The sequence below is a fragment of the Salinigranum rubrum genome, from assembly GCF_002906575.1.
GTDB lineage: Archaea > Halobacteriota > Halobacteria > Halobacteriales > Haloferacaceae > Salinigranum > Salinigranum rubrum.
Window position 1 is genome coordinate 3211961 of the sequence record NZ_CP026309.1, and the last position, 16778, is coordinate 3228738.

General features: G+C 56.1%; 14 protein-coding genes and 1 CRISPR repeat array (1 of these 15 cut by a window edge). Of the genes, 10 read left to right on the top strand and 4 right to left on the bottom strand.

What is annotated here, in order from left to right; all coding sequences use genetic code 11:
• On the top strand, positions 1-1122 hold the full coding sequence (locus C2R22_RS15660; RefSeq protein WP_103426583.1) for a hypothetical protein: 1122 nt from the start codon (positions 1-3) through the stop codon (positions 1120-1122).
• Positions 1123-1152: 30 nt separating this feature from the next.
• Here C2R22_RS15660 and C2R22_RS15665 read toward each other — a convergent pair whose 3' ends face one another.
• Both C2R22_RS15665 and C2R22_RS25215 read right to left on the bottom strand, forming a co-directional pair.
• Entirely contained in the window at positions 1153-2187 is a 1035-nt protein-coding gene (locus tag C2R22_RS15665) for a hypothetical protein (protein WP_103426584.1), read from the bottom strand.
• A gap of 179 nt (positions 2188-2366) precedes the next feature.
• The gene (locus C2R22_RS25215) at positions 2367-2741 is read right to left on the bottom strand and encodes a hypothetical protein (RefSeq protein ID WP_162562531.1); all 375 of its coding nucleotides are present in this window, start codon (positions 2739-2741) and stop codon (positions 2367-2369) included.
• A 1311-nt stretch (positions 2742-4052) separates the two neighbouring features.
• Between C2R22_RS25215 and C2R22_RS15675 the strand changes: the two genes are divergently transcribed.
• Positions 4053-4649 (top strand): site-specific integrase, encoded by a 597-nt coding sequence (locus C2R22_RS15675; protein ID WP_103426586.1) that lies wholly within the window; start codon positions 4053-4055, stop codon positions 4647-4649.
• Positions 4650-4707: 58 nt separating this feature from the next.
• Here the strand turns inward: C2R22_RS15675 and C2R22_RS15680 are convergent, their stop codons facing one another.
• Both C2R22_RS15680 and C2R22_RS15685 read right to left on the bottom strand, forming a co-directional pair.
• A complete protein-coding gene (locus tag C2R22_RS15680) occupies positions 4708-4992 on the bottom strand; it encodes a magnesium transporter CorA family protein (RefSeq protein ID WP_162562532.1) in 285 nt (94 codons plus the stop codon).
• A 93-nt stretch (positions 4993-5085) separates the two neighbouring features.
• Positions 5086-5883 (bottom strand): ArsR family transcriptional regulator, encoded by a 798-nt coding sequence (locus tag C2R22_RS15685; protein ID WP_103426588.1) that lies wholly within the window; start codon positions 5881-5883, stop codon positions 5086-5088.
• 133 nt (positions 5884-6016) lie between these two features.
• On the opposite strand from C2R22_RS15685, the gene cas6 reads away from it, so the two are divergent.
• From cas6 to cas2, 8 genes are all read left to right on the top strand, one after another.
• The gene (gene cas6, locus C2R22_RS15690) at positions 6017-6838 is read left to right on the top strand and encodes a CRISPR system precrRNA processing endoribonuclease RAMP protein Cas6 (protein ID WP_103426589.1); all 822 of its coding nucleotides are present in this window, start codon (positions 6017-6019) and stop codon (positions 6836-6838) included.
• 283 nt (positions 6839-7121) lie between these two features.
• Positions 7122-9914 carry a type I-D CRISPR-associated protein Cas10d/Csc3 gene (cas10d, locus tag C2R22_RS15695; RefSeq protein WP_245902788.1) on the top strand — a complete coding sequence of 931 codons (2793 nt, stop codon included), beginning with the start codon at positions 7122-7124 and terminating at the stop codon, positions 9912-9914.
• Complete coding sequence (gene cas7d / locus C2R22_RS15700) at positions 9914-10891, top strand: type I-D CRISPR-associated protein Cas7/Csc2 (protein WP_103426591.1); 978 nt, start codon at positions 9914-9916, stop codon at positions 10889-10891. Before cas10d ends, cas7d begins: the two co-directional genes overlap by 1 nt.
• A gap of 11 nt (positions 10892-10902) precedes the next feature.
• Positions 10903-11661: a type I-D CRISPR-associated protein Cas5/Csc1 gene (gene cas5d, locus C2R22_RS15705; RefSeq protein WP_103426592.1), complete on the top strand. Its 759-nt coding sequence runs from the start codon at positions 10903-10905 to the stop codon at positions 11659-11661.
• A complete protein-coding gene (gene cas3, locus C2R22_RS15710) occupies positions 11654-13807 on the top strand; it encodes a type I-D CRISPR-associated helicase Cas3' (protein WP_103426593.1) in 2154 nt (717 codons plus the stop codon). The genes cas5d and cas3 overlap by 8 nt, the downstream gene beginning before the upstream one ends.
• Positions 13808-14413, top strand: a complete 606-nt coding sequence (gene cas4 / locus C2R22_RS15715; RefSeq protein WP_103426594.1) for a CRISPR-associated protein Cas4 — start codon at positions 13808-13810, stop codon at positions 14411-14413.
• The gene (cas1, locus tag C2R22_RS15720; protein ID WP_103426595.1) at positions 14410-15405 is read left to right on the top strand and encodes a CRISPR-associated endonuclease Cas1; all 996 of its coding nucleotides are present in this window, start codon (positions 14410-14412) and stop codon (positions 15403-15405) included. The genes cas4 and cas1 overlap by 4 nt, the downstream gene beginning before the upstream one ends.
• Positions 15402-15689 carry a CRISPR-associated endonuclease Cas2 gene (gene cas2, locus C2R22_RS27530; RefSeq protein WP_103426596.1) on the top strand — a complete coding sequence of 96 codons (288 nt, stop codon included), beginning with the start codon at positions 15402-15404 and terminating at the stop codon, positions 15687-15689. Before cas1 ends, cas2 begins: the two co-directional genes overlap by 4 nt.
• Before the next feature lie 111 nt (positions 15690-15800).
• Positions 15801-16778: direct repeats of the CRISPR family, unit length 37 nt; unit sequence GTCGCAGGAACCAATGAACCCACACCGGGATTGAAAC (it continues 2581 nt past the right edge of the window).

Genomic DNA, 16778 nt, shown 5'->3' on the forward strand with positions numbered 1-16778 from the left:
GTGACCGTCGATGGTGCGATCACGCCACGTCACGACCAGCTACTGTTGCGGCGGCCGACCGGCGGCCCCATAGAGTACCTCGGGCACGCGACCCCTGAAACGGGGATGCTCCGCTACTATTTCGATGAGCGTCACGGAGGCGACGTGGTCGAGATCACAATCGCGCCGCCACTTGATCGGTACTATCGGCTCGACGACCGCCAGGTGTCACTTCCACAGCCCGACGCAAGAACCGCTGAGGCCGTGCAGACCTTCGCATCCTTGCAGCTGACTGCGAAGCCGGTTGGGGAGTCCACGATAATCGACGACCAGACGGCGGTCAGTTTCGAGGCAGAAGAGACCGAGTTGCCACAGGACGAGGGGGTTGAGGTTCACTGGGGCGTCCGGGGCTACGACCGCTTTGGGGAGACAATTATGCTTGACGAGACGCTGGCACCGCAAGAACCACACCGGCGGCTCTGGTTCCGTGGTGCCGTGTCGCTGGACGTGGATGGAACTGTAGTTACGATGCTAACGCAGCGCAACTCGGTAGGCATCAAGGAACAGCCGTTCGTGACCGAAGTTCCGGTTCGGGAGGACCTGCTTTCGACACACCTCGACCTTCGGTCTCTCTCCCGGCACAAGCTTCTCGCGTGGCTGGTTATCGACCGTTCAGAGCTGCTGAAACCCGCCGTTCGCGACACCGACCAGCATCTTAAGGTGAGCGTGTCCGAGTCGGGGACGGATTATAGAGGGGTTATTTGTCCGGTATTGGACGACGGGGAGCTGCTATGTCTGCCCCTAATTGGAGCACACCAAGACAGAACCCTCCGATACGAGTTCGAGTTCGAACTCCAGGGAGGCCGGCCGGAAATCGATTACTACGCGTCCCGCCAGGCGACGCTTGACTTCAACGTGAGTACGGAGGAGACCGCTATCGAGCTATCGTGGGCGGACCATTCGCATGTCATTCGCCATCGCGATGGGGAACCGACGCCGACTCTCAATCTGTTGGATGATAGTGTGAGCGCCGGTGAGCTCTCGCAGATGTTGTTCCCGCGTGATCCGTTCGAACTCGAGGAGCGGGAGAGATTGGCGATTCGTATCAACGAGCCTGGATTATTACAGCTGGTGGATGAGTAAAATCGTTTACACAAATTGTACGGGCCTAGCTCAGTATTGGGGTTTGAGTTCTAGCGCCGAAGATTCATACGAGTACGCACTGATGTCGTGGTCATCACAATAGGCCTGTAATTCGTTCGGTACCCGGTAGAAATCGTCGCTAACGGTTTCTTCGAGATGATGGAGGAAGGCGACCGCGATATCACGATCCTCGTCTTTGTCGATATTGACTACCACTGCCAGGTCTGGGTCGTCGTAGTCGGGCTTAATCACGTAGTCGCCGAGGGCAAAGGGTTCTTTTGCCTGTTCAAGATTAGTGTGCTTGTACGTGTAGAGTTTGATATCTTGGTCGTCGCAGTAGGAGGCGAGCTTCGCTGGAGAGATCTTCCGCCAGTCGCTTGGACCGTCGTCAAGCATCTCGGGAAAGGCGACGTTGACAGCTTCCCCATCCATCGTCTGTCCAAATGCTGTCTTGTTCTTCTCCGGCGGCAGAACCTCTACAACGACTGCAACTGATGTGTTGTTGTCATCAGTTTTAACAACCCTGTCGCCGGGTGCGAACGGATTCTCCGGCTTCTGATTCAGATGGGCGGTATTCGGCCCGAGGTCGTGGAGCTCGTTCATCGGTCTGGCAGACAGATGTGCGAGCTTCTCGGGTTCTTCGCCAGAGTATTCCTCTTGTGTCTTGACTTTTGATTTCAGCGTCTCGGTTCGCTCCCAACCCAGCAAAATAAGCGCGTCTTCCTTGTCTCGATGCCAGACCATGACTATAATATCGTCATCTGGATCATTTTTTAGAATATTCGCTGGTCGGAACGCAGAGACGTCCCGCGATGTCTTCACGTCTATCTCGTAACCGAACACCTCAAAGTCGTATCCAGAGAAACTCTCAGGGTTACAACGACGGATTGCCTCCTCGTTCTTCCACTCCCACATCTCGACTGGGAGGTATTCGCGACAGAACTGCTCAAACGCCAGCTCGCCGAGGTTCCCGATGCGCTTCACGTCGATATCTTCAGAACCTTGAATGACCGCTTGGTGGTGGGCACGTTCCTGATCTATCTTATCCGGCGAATATAGATACACGTCGCATATTTATGTGATGTTGAAGGACATATTCTTGTTGCCGCGATATTCATTATGATAAGATTAGTACCGGCTCTTACCGAGGAACAACGAGTCGAGATAATCGAGTTGTTGTACAGCCGGTTTGAATTTCTACTTGATTCTCATCTACAAACGAATTATTGGTAGTTCCATGTACGCTATTGAATGAAATCTAGTGGATCCGCTCCAAATTCATGCGTGAGTGATGGAACTAGTGTACTTGAGCGGTCATTTGTAATGACATCATACGTACTCTCCTCTTCCACCACGCCTTGCCAAAGTTTGTCCTCTCCTGTTGAATCTGGATAGCATAGAGGTTGGTCAAATGTCTTCCTGACACGGAACTCATGTAGACCGATGGACTGCGGTGGTGTTGCGTACTCCCATCTGAGATGCCAGTGTCCAGTGTCTCCGTACCTTCTAATGCCGTTCCAGTGGGTCGTTGCGTCCTCAATTGGTTCACCGTCTATGAAGAACTCGTATGAGACCGCGTCGCGGAATTGTCGCAGTACATCTGGTCCTTCGTCAGCCACGGTCCGCCACCCGAAGCGGTGGATAATCCATGAAGACTCGCTAACCGGGGGTTGCCGAGAGAGTAATCGCCGTAGGGAGTTACGACCTCCGTGGTCACCTCTCTGTTTGGAAGTTGTCCCGTGCGTTGGCGCACAGAATCGTGTCTTCTCACAGTACTTGTCGTCGATAAGGCGGATCCAACAGCTCCGGACCCGACTACGCGGAGGAAATAGCGTCGATTCATTTAAGTATCAGCCTGCGCTCTCACGCATTCCAGTATTTTCCAGCAGTCCTCTCTGAACGACGCTGTTGGGTTCTCGGGGTCGTATGCTTCGTCTCTAAGAGGGCCACTACCTTGTTCGTACGCCTCTGTGCAGGCAGCTCTGATCGTTGACTCACATCGGTCGTACGCCGCTGCAACATCAGTGAACGCCCGATCTAGTCGATGTTCAGATTCGGTTCGAAACGGCTTCCCCTCAAGGCGTTTCGACTCCACCTCGCCGTACGCTACGTACTGACAGACCACCGCGAAGCGATATTCGAGTGGCTTGAGGGGAGGTAACTCTGGCAACCGTTTAGCAGCCGCGAACGCAACGCTTCGGTCCGCTCGATTGAGTGCATTCGGTGGGACACTATAAAGCGTAGGTTTGGTTGACCCGAACGGATTAAATTCCCCACCCCACTTTTTGTTGATTCTCTCAAATTCGTCGGGAGTATCATTCTCACCACACATGATTTGATTCGAGTGGTTCTTTTTCACGAGAGCGCATTATACCCGCCGGGGGCTAGACCGCCCCTAGAATTTTCCTAGCTCTCAGCAAGTTTCCCTAGAACTTGCCCATTCTCAGAGAGCTTCTAGTAAAGCCAGTCTATGTTGTTCAGTGTGATTCTACGGATCGAGTGATTCTATGTCTGGTCCATATCAGCCAACTCCCCCCAATTTAAGATATCTTCTGTAGTAATTCTCCTACATGTCATCGGAGTTGTTGGACTACACGGACGACATCCGTCAGGAACTCACGTCTGGTCGTCGAGCGAATTTCAAACAGGGATGGACTCGAGCGGTGGAGGGCAAGGAGTATGATGGAGACGAGACGCTTGATGTACTAACATGGAATAACCTCGGATGGAGGCTCGGGAAAATTTTCGGAGACGTACCCGACGAAATGCGTGATTCCATGATCGACTGGTGCGAGCGACAACACTCGTTCTCAGACCAGTAATCGACTTGTCCCACAACCCGATTACGAATGGCCCGATCTCCCCACCTGAAGCCGATATCTGGACTTGTCGGCCGAAAGAACTAGACGTATATTCTGTGATATCCGATTATGGTTCGCGTCGACGACTCGGGAGACGTCACGAAGTGCTGGCTCTCCCCAGACGAGCTGACGACTCTCGAACGGTCCGCTGGGAAAGACGGTTGGGAGCGAGAGATCGCAGTCCAACTCATGGGACAATGTGGTCTTCGAGCGTCCGAAGTGGGTTACCCCGGTGACCACCACCTTCGCTACTCCGAAGACGGCAGTGTGTGGCTGTTTGAGGTCCGCGGGAAGAACACAAAAGGAGGCGACCGCAAAACGCGGGATGCCTGGATGCCCGATAACGTCGCTGACGATGTCCACAAATACAGCCGTGAGCGGCAACTCGATCCATCGGAGTCGTGGGTCAACGTGAGTACGCCGTCGGTTCGTCGATGGGTGAAAGAGGCGGCTAAAACGATTGCTGACAATCTGGACGAACCACGGTGGCGTTCTGTTTCCTCACACGACCTCAGACGCTCCTGGGCGACGTACCACCTCGTTGAGCGTCAGGTCGACGTTCGAACGATGATGAGCATCGGTGGCTGGTCCGACTACTCCGCGATTGAGCCGTATCTCGCTGAACCGACAGAAGCGCGAATTGGTGAGGCGATGGGTGAGAGATGACTGAATCTATATCAGACCGTTAGATTGGGCGATTCCAGACAAAAGGTGCGGACTATATTTAGTTCTCGAGCGCATCAATTATTACGGCCATATTAACAGAGCTGTGCTCATCGAGAATCACCTGTTCCTCCTCCTTCAGCCTCGCCAATTCCGCATCCCGTTCCTTCTTCAGTTGCTTGAGTTCACTTCGTGCCTTCGCGATAGCGACACGCATGTCTTCATCGGGCAGTGTATCGCGCTCTTCGAAGCAATCGATCCGATCTTCGAAATCGTCGACTCGATACTGGAAGTATGCTGTAATTAGCGGTCTTGTCGGAATATGTGACCGGTCGACGGCTTGCACAGAGTTCATTTCTAATTGTTTCGAACAGATTAAAGAATGCATACGAAGCACCACAAGTGACATACATGTCTAATATATTCGAATTTTTGTATGTCACATACTATTCTGCAGTTTAATATCTCTGAGATAGAGTTCTGCACCGAGCGTCAACCGCCCCACTCGCTCTTTGCCCTCGCGCGACGACTTGACGACACCCGCTTCCTCTAACGAATCAAGATGCCGGCCGACCGTGCTTTTCGATTGGCCTGTCAACTCGGTTAATTCTGCGACAGAAAGCGTGGTGTTGACAGCGCTATCTCCATCCGTGATTCGGTCGTCGCTCAAAGTTTGCGTCGCCTTGATAAACGCCTCGAACGTCTTTTCTGCTCGATTCGGGATGTGCGGGTTGACCGTCGGGAGAGCAATCGAGGCTGGTTTCGTGTGTAGATCACCAACCATCACGACCTCCTCGATATGAGATGGGTGGGCGGCCGCGATCACACTCAACACGAAAAGCAGCTCTCGGACTCCGCCGCCGGGGCACACAATTGTCTCAACAGCCTTCGTTCCGAGAGATGGGGCCGTGGCTTCGGCATCGTTTTGTGGAATCCCGCGTTGTGCTGCACGCGCAGGGTCAGTCACGAGAGCGCTAACCTCTCGGATTGCAACATCGAACGGGGGGCAGATGACTGGGGCGCTGACGATTCGGATGTCGTCATCGATCCGCTCGAAGAACTCAACGAGTTCCGCTGTCGAGGTGGCTGCTCTCTCATTCACGAACCCACCGTCGTCGTCGAAGTTCGCAGCTGGTTGCAAGAGAACGATCTGGTCGCCACTGTCAATTCCCGATTTAATCACTGACCGGGTTATTCGACGGGTGTCAAACCCAAAACTGGCGATATACTGCCGCATACACGCCAAAGAAAACGCGCCAGTATAGTTCTATCGCGCTACCGTAGTGAAATCCTAATCTTGAATTGCACTGAATTGCAGACTCTTCTCCATCACACAAAACCTTATGTAAGAGAAGTTGTCACGAAACTGTATGCAACGAATCGACATGGCACTCTCGCCGTGTTCGAGTTTCCCGGTCCCGTATTCGACGGGATATCCGACGTATGCTGCTCTATTAGACATATTAGACGGCGTATCCTCGGAGGTGAGCGCGGCCGTTCACGACTCACCGCTCAGCACCTTCCGGAATAGCGGGCTCCTCGGCGGATTCGGGAGTTCCGAACGGGATCACCATCAACTCGTCCGTGGAGACCGGACCTACCGAATGAGCATTGGCGTCACCTCTGATGAGGAGCAGTCGGTGTTTCGGTCACTGGTTGACGCGCTCATGTACGACCAGCGCCCCATCGAACTGACCGATGGAGTGTTGGAGGTGAAGCAGTTCGAGTCCACACAGGCCACTCACGAGTCACTCCTCGAAGAGGCGACGTCGTATGTGTCGCCGCGCATCCGCGTCGCGTTCGAGACGCCGACGTGCATCGAAGACGGCACGGATATCCAGACCCGCGTCCCCCACCGGATTCCAGTCTTCGAGTCGCTGCGAAACAAGTGGAACAAGACGGCACCGGAGCAGTATCAGTTAGACATCACGCGGGATGATATCCGACAGAACGTCATCGCGCAGCCGAACCCCCGGACGTACCGCAAACACAAGGTAATGAAGGGACGCAGTGAGGACGGCCAGCTCTTGTTCATTCACGGGTTTACGTGTGACTGGGAAGCGTGGTTCCATAAGGCATCCGATGCACAGCAGACTGCCCTGACGGCACTCATGCTCTATGCCGAATATAGCGGCATTGGCAACGCCGTCGCGCGTGGGTGTGGCTCGGTCTCTGTGGAGGTACAGGACTGATGCCGCAGGAAGACGGTGAGCAACGTCACCTCGGTGAGTTTGATGTCGGCGGTGACGAGGCTCTGGAGTCACCTCCAGCCGAGGGCAACGAGACAGGGCAGATCGCCGCTGAACTCTACGCAGACCCGCTTCAGAACTTAGGCCGAGACGAGGAGTCCCCGAGTTCGACCCTCACAGAGAGGTTTTCGAGGAGTATGCGACTGAGATCGACCCCAAACTCATCGAGTCAGGGTGGCTGTTCAGCCAGAACAAGAGCGTTGAGTACGGAAAAGTGGATCAGTCGATGCTCAATCACACGCGGAATCTGGTCTTTTTCCTCCACCGCCTCGCGACGGTTGCAGAGGAGAGCCGAATACAGCCAATCTCTCCAGATGAACTTCGTGAACTCATCGCGCTCGCTGTTGCTCACGACTTTCACAAACTCCGTGCTGAGGACGAGAACCCAGCGACTCGGTTCAATATCACCGAACAGGAGATGGATGCGTTTGTCGCCGACTTCGGACTCGATGAGTTCGCCCCTAATCTCAACGTTCGCGACTTCCACTCGTGTGCAGTAGACCACCACGACAGCGATGCAGCCCGCTCGACGGAGGTAACGCTTCGGTGGGAAGACTATCGACCACTCATTCGGCTCGCAGACGGGATGGCCTCCTGTACGACACCACAGGAAGCAACGAATCAGCGGATGCAGTCAACGTTCCATGAGGCGTTCCCTGGTGAGCCGGTGAAACTGGTCAACCACCAGATTGATCACGTTACCGGTGTCTTCACGAACCTGCTAAATGCGACTGTTTCGGAGTATCTCAACGAGAACTTCGACTACACCTGCCTGACCATCTATCAGGATGGGTGCGTCTATCTCGCACCACGGGATGCCCCGGAGCCGGCCAACGACGCTGAGTTGGCGGACGCACTAATGCGGAAGGTTGGCGCGAACATCAGCGACAGTCATCCTGCATACCGCTCTATCGACCAACTCCAGTCGAACATCGGAAGTGGGGCGCGGTACAGCCTCAACGATCCTGACTTCTTTTACGCGGGGTCAGCGCGATTGCTCCGGGCAACGGTTCGCAAAGGCATGACAGATGGCGCCGCCGACGATGAGCCGACTGACGCTGCCCGTACGTCGATGGAGTTGTTGGAGGAGGGACTGGACACTGAGTTCTCGATGACGAAGCAGCAACAGGGTGCAGCCCGCTTCGTCAACGCAATCAAATCCGACTTCGTGAGCCCACTCCGGCCAGATGCAGGTGGCTTTGAATTGATTCGACCGACTGTCGAAGCGTTCGGCTTCGATGAGGCACTCGCGGACTCGCTTGAAGAACTCCCCGAAGGCGTACACAGCAACCTCGTGAGTGGAGGGAAATGGGACTATTCGTACGCTCTCGCTCAGCGGCTCCTTGATCAGTTCGGAGAGGGTGAGGCGCTTCGTGAGTCCTCCGACGAAATCATGGAGACGCTCGAAGAAAGACTCGAAGGCCTTGTCGAGACGGACGACCAGAACGTCGGTTGGGCTACGGTCGTCCAGCAGGCGCACGCAGGGGCGCTCGCTGGCGAGGTGCGAGCGTTCATCGAAGAAAACCTGCGGGTCGGCAAAGGCGCGCTCAGCGACGAGAGCGCTACGACAGACACGTTCGATGAATACGTGAAGAAGTCACGAGCGAAAACCTGCACGCTGTGTAGTCGCGGGGTCAGAGCAGGTGGGAATCTCACTCCGATGAAGTCGAAAAAGTCACTCTCGACGCTCCAGGCTGGCTTCACCAATCGCAAGCAGATCGGCCGAAACAAGGAGGACAAACTGATCCTCTGTGCCGCGTGTCGCATCGAATTCTCGCTCCGTGAGACGGCGGCTGAGCGCCGTCAGGATGGACGATTATTTTTCCACCTCGTCCCAGACTACTTCTTCACACCGTTCTCGTGGCAACTCACTGATCGGTTAGTAAACCGATTCACGGGCGAGAACCGCGTCCGATTGGGGCGCCTTGCTGAAGCGGTCTACGATATGCAGACACCGGAAGGTTTCGGCGCCATCATGGACGAAGTGACCCAGCCGGAGGGCAACGGCGGCCGGACGATGTTCGAGTCGCTCGGACGGGATTTCGACCACAATCTCCAGTTCGGCTCACAGACGATTGGATATTTCAAAGTCCCCGACAACGACACTGAATTCCAGTTCTTCGGTGCATTCCTCGCGCTGTCTATCAGCGCGTACACGGGAATGCGCGTCTACATGAGCCAATCGCCGGTGCCTGAGATGCGGGCTCGTGAATTCCCCGAGTTCGCCAAGCTAGGCGGCGGGTTCACCCAAGTCACCCAGTTCTACGGCGAGTCTGTCTCGTTGAGTGAACTGCCGACGACACTCCGTCGAGCAGCAGCTCTGATTCAACTCGGGCACGCGCTGCAGGGGAGTTCGCGGAACGACTCCCTGTTTGCGAAGTATCTCCGAGTGAGCCGCAACGAGTTACTCCCCGGGGCGCACCTGCTCAAGCGGGCGATCCAATCCTCAGATGAGGGGCTCTACATTCCTGCCCTGATGAGATATGCAGTCGCGCTCGACGAAGGGCGCGGCATCGCACGATTCAATGACAGCATGAGTGAGACACCTCACAGCCGCATCACCCGACTCGCAGAACTCGCGTTCGATGCAATCCGGCCGAACACTCGGGGCAACAAGCCCCACCGGGTTGAACGCGTCTTCCGCGAGAGTGTGAAAGCGGTCACGAAAACAGGCGGACAGCTCAGCCGAGAGGATTACACGATGCTCGTTTCGGGCCGAATACAGAAGATGCTCGACCGGCAGGCCGGCAACGGGATCTACCCAGTCAGCCACGAAGACTCTGAGGCCGGCACCTCGCTCCAAGAACGGATTGAAGACTATTCGGGGTTCTTCGTGGATGAAATTCTGTTCGGTATCGCGAACGGGCGCCCGTCGCAACTCAAGCGACTGGAGAACAACCTCGCAGACGGCTTCTTCGGGGCGACACTACGGCTGAGCAACGAGCAGTATCAAGAACAACACGGCGATGACGCCGAGACAGAGACGGCTGCGACTGCAGACAATAAGGAGGACATCTAATGTTAGACGATTCCATTACCACGGCACTCGAGAACAGCACCGTCCCGATGGATGGGATGACGAACACCCCAGGCACAAACTACACGACAATACTCGTGCTGCGGGAATTAGAGAGCCACGCCATCTTCACCACCAACGGGCAGGACGCTGACATCGCCTCCCTCTCGGTTGTCGGAGAGGAGGGGAGCATCGAATACTCGCCGGGGTTGATGTTCATGCGGAAACAGACCGGCAGCGACCGGCGTATGGGCAAGGCAATCCAGCGTGAACTACTGGACTACGAGAAGGACGATTCGATGGAGGTCAACGAGATGAACCCCCGCTCGGTCGAGTCGGCACTCTACGGGAGTGCAGCCAGCGGGGACGATGAGGTGGACATCGGCGTGACCTCACGAGTCATGTACGATACGGCGTTCAGCGTGCGTGACGCGAGTGCCTGTATCGACGAGAAATTTCAGAACGCACCTGGTGAGGGCTACGCCAAGGGTTCGAAGGCCACTATCCGCGAGCCGGACTTCTTCGAACCGGGCACTCTCTTCCCGTGTGCTATCACGCTCCGAGACGCGACGCCTGCGGAGGTCGCGTTCGTCCTCGCCATCACGAAACGGAACAAGCGGTACGGGGCAGCGACCACGCGTCTCGGTCGGGTGAAAAATCACGTCCTCGGTGTGTACACCGGCTCTGAGGAAGGCCCATCGAACCGCGAACTGACTGCAGGTGTCATCAATGCCTTCGCAAGTGAAGACGACCGCACGATGGCCGATGTTGTGCAGGCGGCTGCGCTCGATGTCGCCGTCGCCAAGGAGGCGACCCGCGCAACCTACGACGCAGCGTGTGAGTCAGGTATTTCCCAGTCAGCGGTCGATGAGTCGATCGTGGACGATTTGCTCGAACTGACCGCGGATGAAGAACTTCGGGGTGTCCTTGAGGCACAGCGTGACCGCTCGGCGGCGTTCATCGACGCTGCACTCGACTGAGGCATCCGCTCATGCAGGTCATCGAAGCGACGATGCTGACACACGGGAAGGTCGGGTTCGCCTCCCGTGAGGTTGGACGAATGGCCGACACCGAGCCGTGCGTATTGAATACGGCCTTACACTACGCCCTTGGGCTGGCCAGTGGTCGCTACGTGGATGCCAGCCACCAGCCGACGTATATCGAAGACACCGCTGAGGTGGTGAACGACCTCTACGTCACACCGGCGATTCCGGCCAAGGAAGACAAGCGCGGCTCTGTTCGTGCGTCGTTCATCACCACTGTTCGGAACGCGCGAGGCGACAAGTACGCGACGCCGAACTACTCAGCCCAGGATGAGCGAAACGAGAAGGCAAACCTGAACGTGCCTTCGTTCGAGCGTGAGCGGGCGCTCGCACCGGGTAATCTATTTCGCTTCTACGTCTTCCCATACGGGCGGTCAGCCGAGGAGGCACTGGACGTTCTCCCACGCTATATCCGCCTTGGGAAGAAGCGTGGGAAAGCACGGGTTGCATACCGAACCGTCGGTGCTGAGCGGCGGTCAGGGACGTTCTCGCTCGGTCACCCACTCAGCATCTACGATCATGAGGCACGACCAACCGGTGGAGTCATCATGAAGCAACTGCAGCCCACCCCTCTCGTCTACGAGGGAGAGTTCGATACCGACCACTACGCCATCGACTCTCCGTTCAGTGAGAGCTCAGATTACGAAGCGCGCATCTGCTACCCAGCCGATGCGAAGTTCCTCTTGCAGAAACGAAGCGATGTCTGACTTCGAGCCACTCACGTTCCGGCTGGCCGGTCTCGGGTTGCGGATGTACCCCGGCGACTACCCGGCACAGAACCTCGACCCGCATCGCCACCAGTGGGGGATGTACGACGCGCTGACGAGCGGCATCTCCGGCGCCTTCGTGAACGCAGCCCCAACTGGGAGTGGCAAGACTGAATCGTGGGTCGCACCGGTCGTCGAGAAGGGGTTAGATACCATCGCTGTGTATCCCACGAACGCACTGATCGAGGATCAGCGACGAGGTATCGATAGGCTGCTCGAAGACATTGACGGTGGCGACGACGTCGCATTGCTCAATGTCACGAGTGAGACGATCGGTCCGAACGGGAAGTACGCCGAGCAGTTCCCCGAAGCCAAGAGTAATGGTGAACGGTTGTCGCAGTTGCTGGGACAACAGCTCGGGCGCACATCATACAACACGACAATTCTGCTGACGAACCCCGATACGTTTGTCCTCATGCGTCGAGGGCTCTACAACAGCCGTGTCGAGAACGTTCGTCGGTTCGAGGTCGCTGTCGTGGACGAGTTCCACCGCGCGAACCGGAAGGAGCAGAACACGATGCTGTTCCTGCTCGACGAAATGTATGACCTCGACGAATCAGTCTGTGGGCTGAACCAGCTTGTCTTCCTCAGCGCGACACCGGATGCCGAACTCGAAGCCAAATTCGAGAACAGTCTATCGGCGCCGTATTATCGGGCTGATGAGTTTGCGTGGGCCGATGACCCCTCGGTCCCGGACGTGCTCGATGGGGAACCCTCACAAGTCGATTTTGAGCCTGATGGCCTCCCCGAAGGATACCGGGATATCTTGCCCCCGGTCGAACTCACGGTTTTTCCCTCACAAACGTTCCAGACGGCGACGGAGATGCTCGATGACGACTCGTTCGTCTCGCAGGTTCGAGACGGGGAGTGTGTCATCATGCTGGACGGCATCCACGAAGTCGACCGTGTCTACCGAGCGCTGCGCAACGCTGGTGTTACGGGCGTCGCTCGAATCGATGGCTTTCATCGGAAGAACCTCGAAGAGAAACTGAAGGCTCCGACGCTAGTGAGTAACTCAGCAGTAGAGGTGGGTGTTAATTTCGACACTGAGCAGATCATGTTCTCCGGTCACGACGCGTCGAGCTTTTTCCAGCGACTCGGCCGCCTGCGGAACCGGGAGGACGAGTCGGTTGCACGCGGCTACGTGCCTAAATACACGTTCTCAAAGCTGACGGATCTCGATAAGGCGTCTGGCGATATGTGGCTACCACGTGGACGGTTCGAGGATGAATTGAAGGAAATCTATGTGGATGCCGGTCGCGCACCCGAGTCGTTCGACCGTCGCTACTCGGCTGTTGAGGCGTACGACCACATCAGGAGTCGCGAGGACAATGCGATGGAAGACCGAAAAAAGGAGCTTCGGCGCGATGGGTACCAGCGGCTCTCGCGTCACTTCTTCCCCGGGGAGACGCTCACGAAAGACGACGTACAGCGTCTTCACAACGCCGCGAACCGAGGGGTGCTTGACGGCCTGAAGACCTACCGCGGGGAGAGCATTCAAACGCTTGTCTTCGACCAACAGGAGCAGAGTATGCAAGCGTACAATATCCCCTACCTGCTTCGACATGGCAGCGTCTCGTTTGTCCCTCGAGAAGAGTTTCTGAATCGAGTTCCCGAGAGCGAACACGCCGATGTGCGTCGGCTAAAAGAATACAGTGCTGGATACTGCATCTATCGAGGGTCGGCTGACAATGACGGTGAAGCAGCCGAATATGCTGGCCGGCACGTGGCGTACAAAGCGACTGGACAGCTGTACACCCTGCTGAGTGACCACCCGCGGAACTCACGCGAACCGAAGCGCGTGACAGGGCTGGAGGTTGAAGTCGACGGGCACGTCGAAGGGTTGAGTCACCTCAAAGACGCACTCAGTGAACGCGAGGTACTCTGCTATGCCCTCGAAGGCAACGCATCGAAAATTCAGAACCTCTACTCACTCGGCCCGTTTGGATTCATATATCCACTGAGATATTCGGGCGGGGATGCCGCAGTTGCGTTCGGCCATGACGCGCTACATCTCCACTGTCGTGTTCAGGATCAAGCCGAGAAGGACGCGGCAGACAACCTGGACGAGGTGTTGGATTGGTAGATGACGACTGCCGGGCAGCGCGATGAACTCGTCCACGTCAGCGCGATAAATTCGTTCGTCTACTGTCCACGACGGTATTACTACCTTCGGTTCTACGATGTAACACGCCACTCTGTCGAACTCACGGAAGGGAGACACCAACACCAACGCCATACCCGACGAGGTGGACAGGTGAGAGAACTCTATCTCCGGTCGGACGAACTCGGACTTCACGGGAAAGTGGATGCAATCGAAGACGGTCGTGACGGCGCGATGACCCCGATTGAGCGAAAGAGGGCTGAGTCGGGGGGCGTCTATCTGAGCGACCGGCTCCAACTAGCGGGCTACTGTATGCTGTTGGAAGAACGGGTTGGTGAGCCGGTCAACGTCGGCTACGTGTATACGCGGTCTACCGACACCCGTCATGCAATCACGATTTCCGACGAGATGCGAGATGGAGTCGAACGAATTGTGGAGAAGATACGCTCGATGGAGGTTGGGAAACTACCACCGTACACACAGCATCCAGACAAGTGTGAGAGCTGCTCGGTCAGACACTACTGCCTGCCAGCGGAGACACGGGAACTCGAACCCGAGAAAGTCGCCGGAAGTGGGTGGGAACAATGAAGGAGCCAGAACCGCTACATGAGGCAGACACCCTCTACATCAAACGACAAGGGACGTTGGTCGGCACGACAGACAACCGCATCACTGTCAGAGATGTTGACGGAGAGGATGGGTTACTCGATTCATTCCCCGTTGAACACGTCAGGACGATCAATGTGTTTGGTGGAGTTGCGTTCACGACGGGATTCACGAGCGTTGCACATGACCACCGAATCACGCTTAATTACTTTTCGAAGACAGGTACGTTCCGAGGCCGGTTTCTGCCTCATCGCAACACTGTCGCTGCCGTCCGACGGGCACAGTATGCCTTCGGTGATGATGACGCCCTCAATTTGGCCTGCGAGCTGATTCAGGCAAAGATAGAGAACGCAATTGGATTTCTCCGCTCGAAATCAGTTGCAGCGCCACAAACGATATACGATGCCCTCGCGATGACCGAAGGTCCCCAAACACAAGACAGCCTTCGTGGCGCTGAAGGGATGGCTGCAAGAGCATACTTCGATGCACTCTCTGACGTCTTTATTGATGGGTGGCAAATGGAGGGGCGGTCGACGAGGCCGCCAGAAGACCATCTCAATTCACTCCTCTCACTCACCTATGTGTTCCTCACGAACGAGGTCGAAGCGGCGCTTCACACCAGAAATCTCGACCCGCATCTCGGTGTCTTCCACGCCGATCGTCATGGGAGGCCGTCACTTGCTCTTGACCTTATCGAGGAGTTCCGCCACCCCTTCGGTGATCGGCTTGTCTCTCGACTGGTAAACCAACGGATACTGACACACGACTCGTTCAATACCAACAATCGCTTATCAGAAGACGGGTTCGAAAAATTTCTCGAAAAGTATGATCAGTTCATGTCCGAAGCCCAAACCCATCCAGCGTTTGAGTATAGTGTCAGCCGACGGCAAGTGATTCGGCTTCAGGCAACGCTCCTCCGAAAGCGACTGGTCGGTGAACTTGACGACTATCACCCATATCTCCCATATAAATGAGTCAGAACCACTTCGTCATCGTGTATGACTCGGACGAGGATTCAGCTCGACGAAAAGTCCGGAGCGCCATCCGTGCATTCGGCGGCTGGAAGCAGTATAGCGTGTTTGAGTGTCTATTGAGCGAGACAGAACAAGCGGAACTATTCGCCCGACTCGACCAAGTCGTCGCACAAGCGGAGGGAGATACGAGGATCAGATGCTACAAACTGTCAGCGGCAGAGGGGAGTATACACACCATTCCAGAAGAAGCCGAGACTGATGATGGCGCCAATAACATTATATAATAGCATTCAGGTGTTTAAATAGGATGTGTACAGCCCCCCTTCACCCGAATCCGGCAAAAATCGAGCCGGTGAAATCAGACGAGACGGACTCTCGGGCGTTTTCAGGGTGCTGTCGCAGGAACCAATGAACCCACACCGGGATTGAAACAGGAAGTCCTGCCGTGTTCCAACAGCGACCGTGTCGGTCGCAGGAACCAATGAACCCACACCGGGATTGAAACACGTCTCGAAAGAGAGGGAAGCAAAGGGCGGGGGTGTCGCAGGAACCAATGAACCCACACCGGGATTGAAACTTCACCCGTGAAGCCAACTGCGACAGCGCGTACAGTCGCAGGAACCAATGAACCCACACCGGGATTGAAACATTTCGCTGCCGCCAGCAGTCGTCCCAAAGTCCAGTCGCAGGAACCAATGAACCCACACCGGGATTGAAACATCTCGCGCTCCTCGTCCTCCTCGCGACTCAATGGTCGCAGGAACCAATGAACCCACACCGGGATTGAAACGACATGGTCACTCTCCGAGCAGCGCGTCGAGCAGGTCGCAGGAACCAATGAACCCACACCGGGATTGAAACTGTCGATGTCTGTGAACCACAGCGCGGACGCGAGCGTCGCAGGAACCAATGAACCCACACCGGGATTGAAACAGTCCGTTATCGGCGCGTGGCTGCGGGAGGTGCTTGTCGCAGGAACCAATGAACCCACACCGGGATTGAAACGCTGTGACAGCGAGTGCGGCGAAAAGCAGTGCAATGTCGCAGGAACCAATGAACCCACACCGGGATTGAAACTTCACAACGCCGAACCAACTCGGAGGGTATGCTGTGTCGCAGGAACCAATGAACCCACACCGGGATTGAAACAACACCGGGACCGTCCAGGCGGCACTAACCGACGGGTCGCAGGAACCAATGAACCCACACCGGGATTGAAACAACGCTGCAACGATGCCGATGAGCGCCACGAGGACGTCGCAGGAACCAATGAACCCACACCGGGATTGAAACCTGCTGGGACTGCGGCCTCGTGACCATGGGTGGTGTCGCAGGAACCAATGAACCCACACCGGGATTGAAACGGTGAGCGG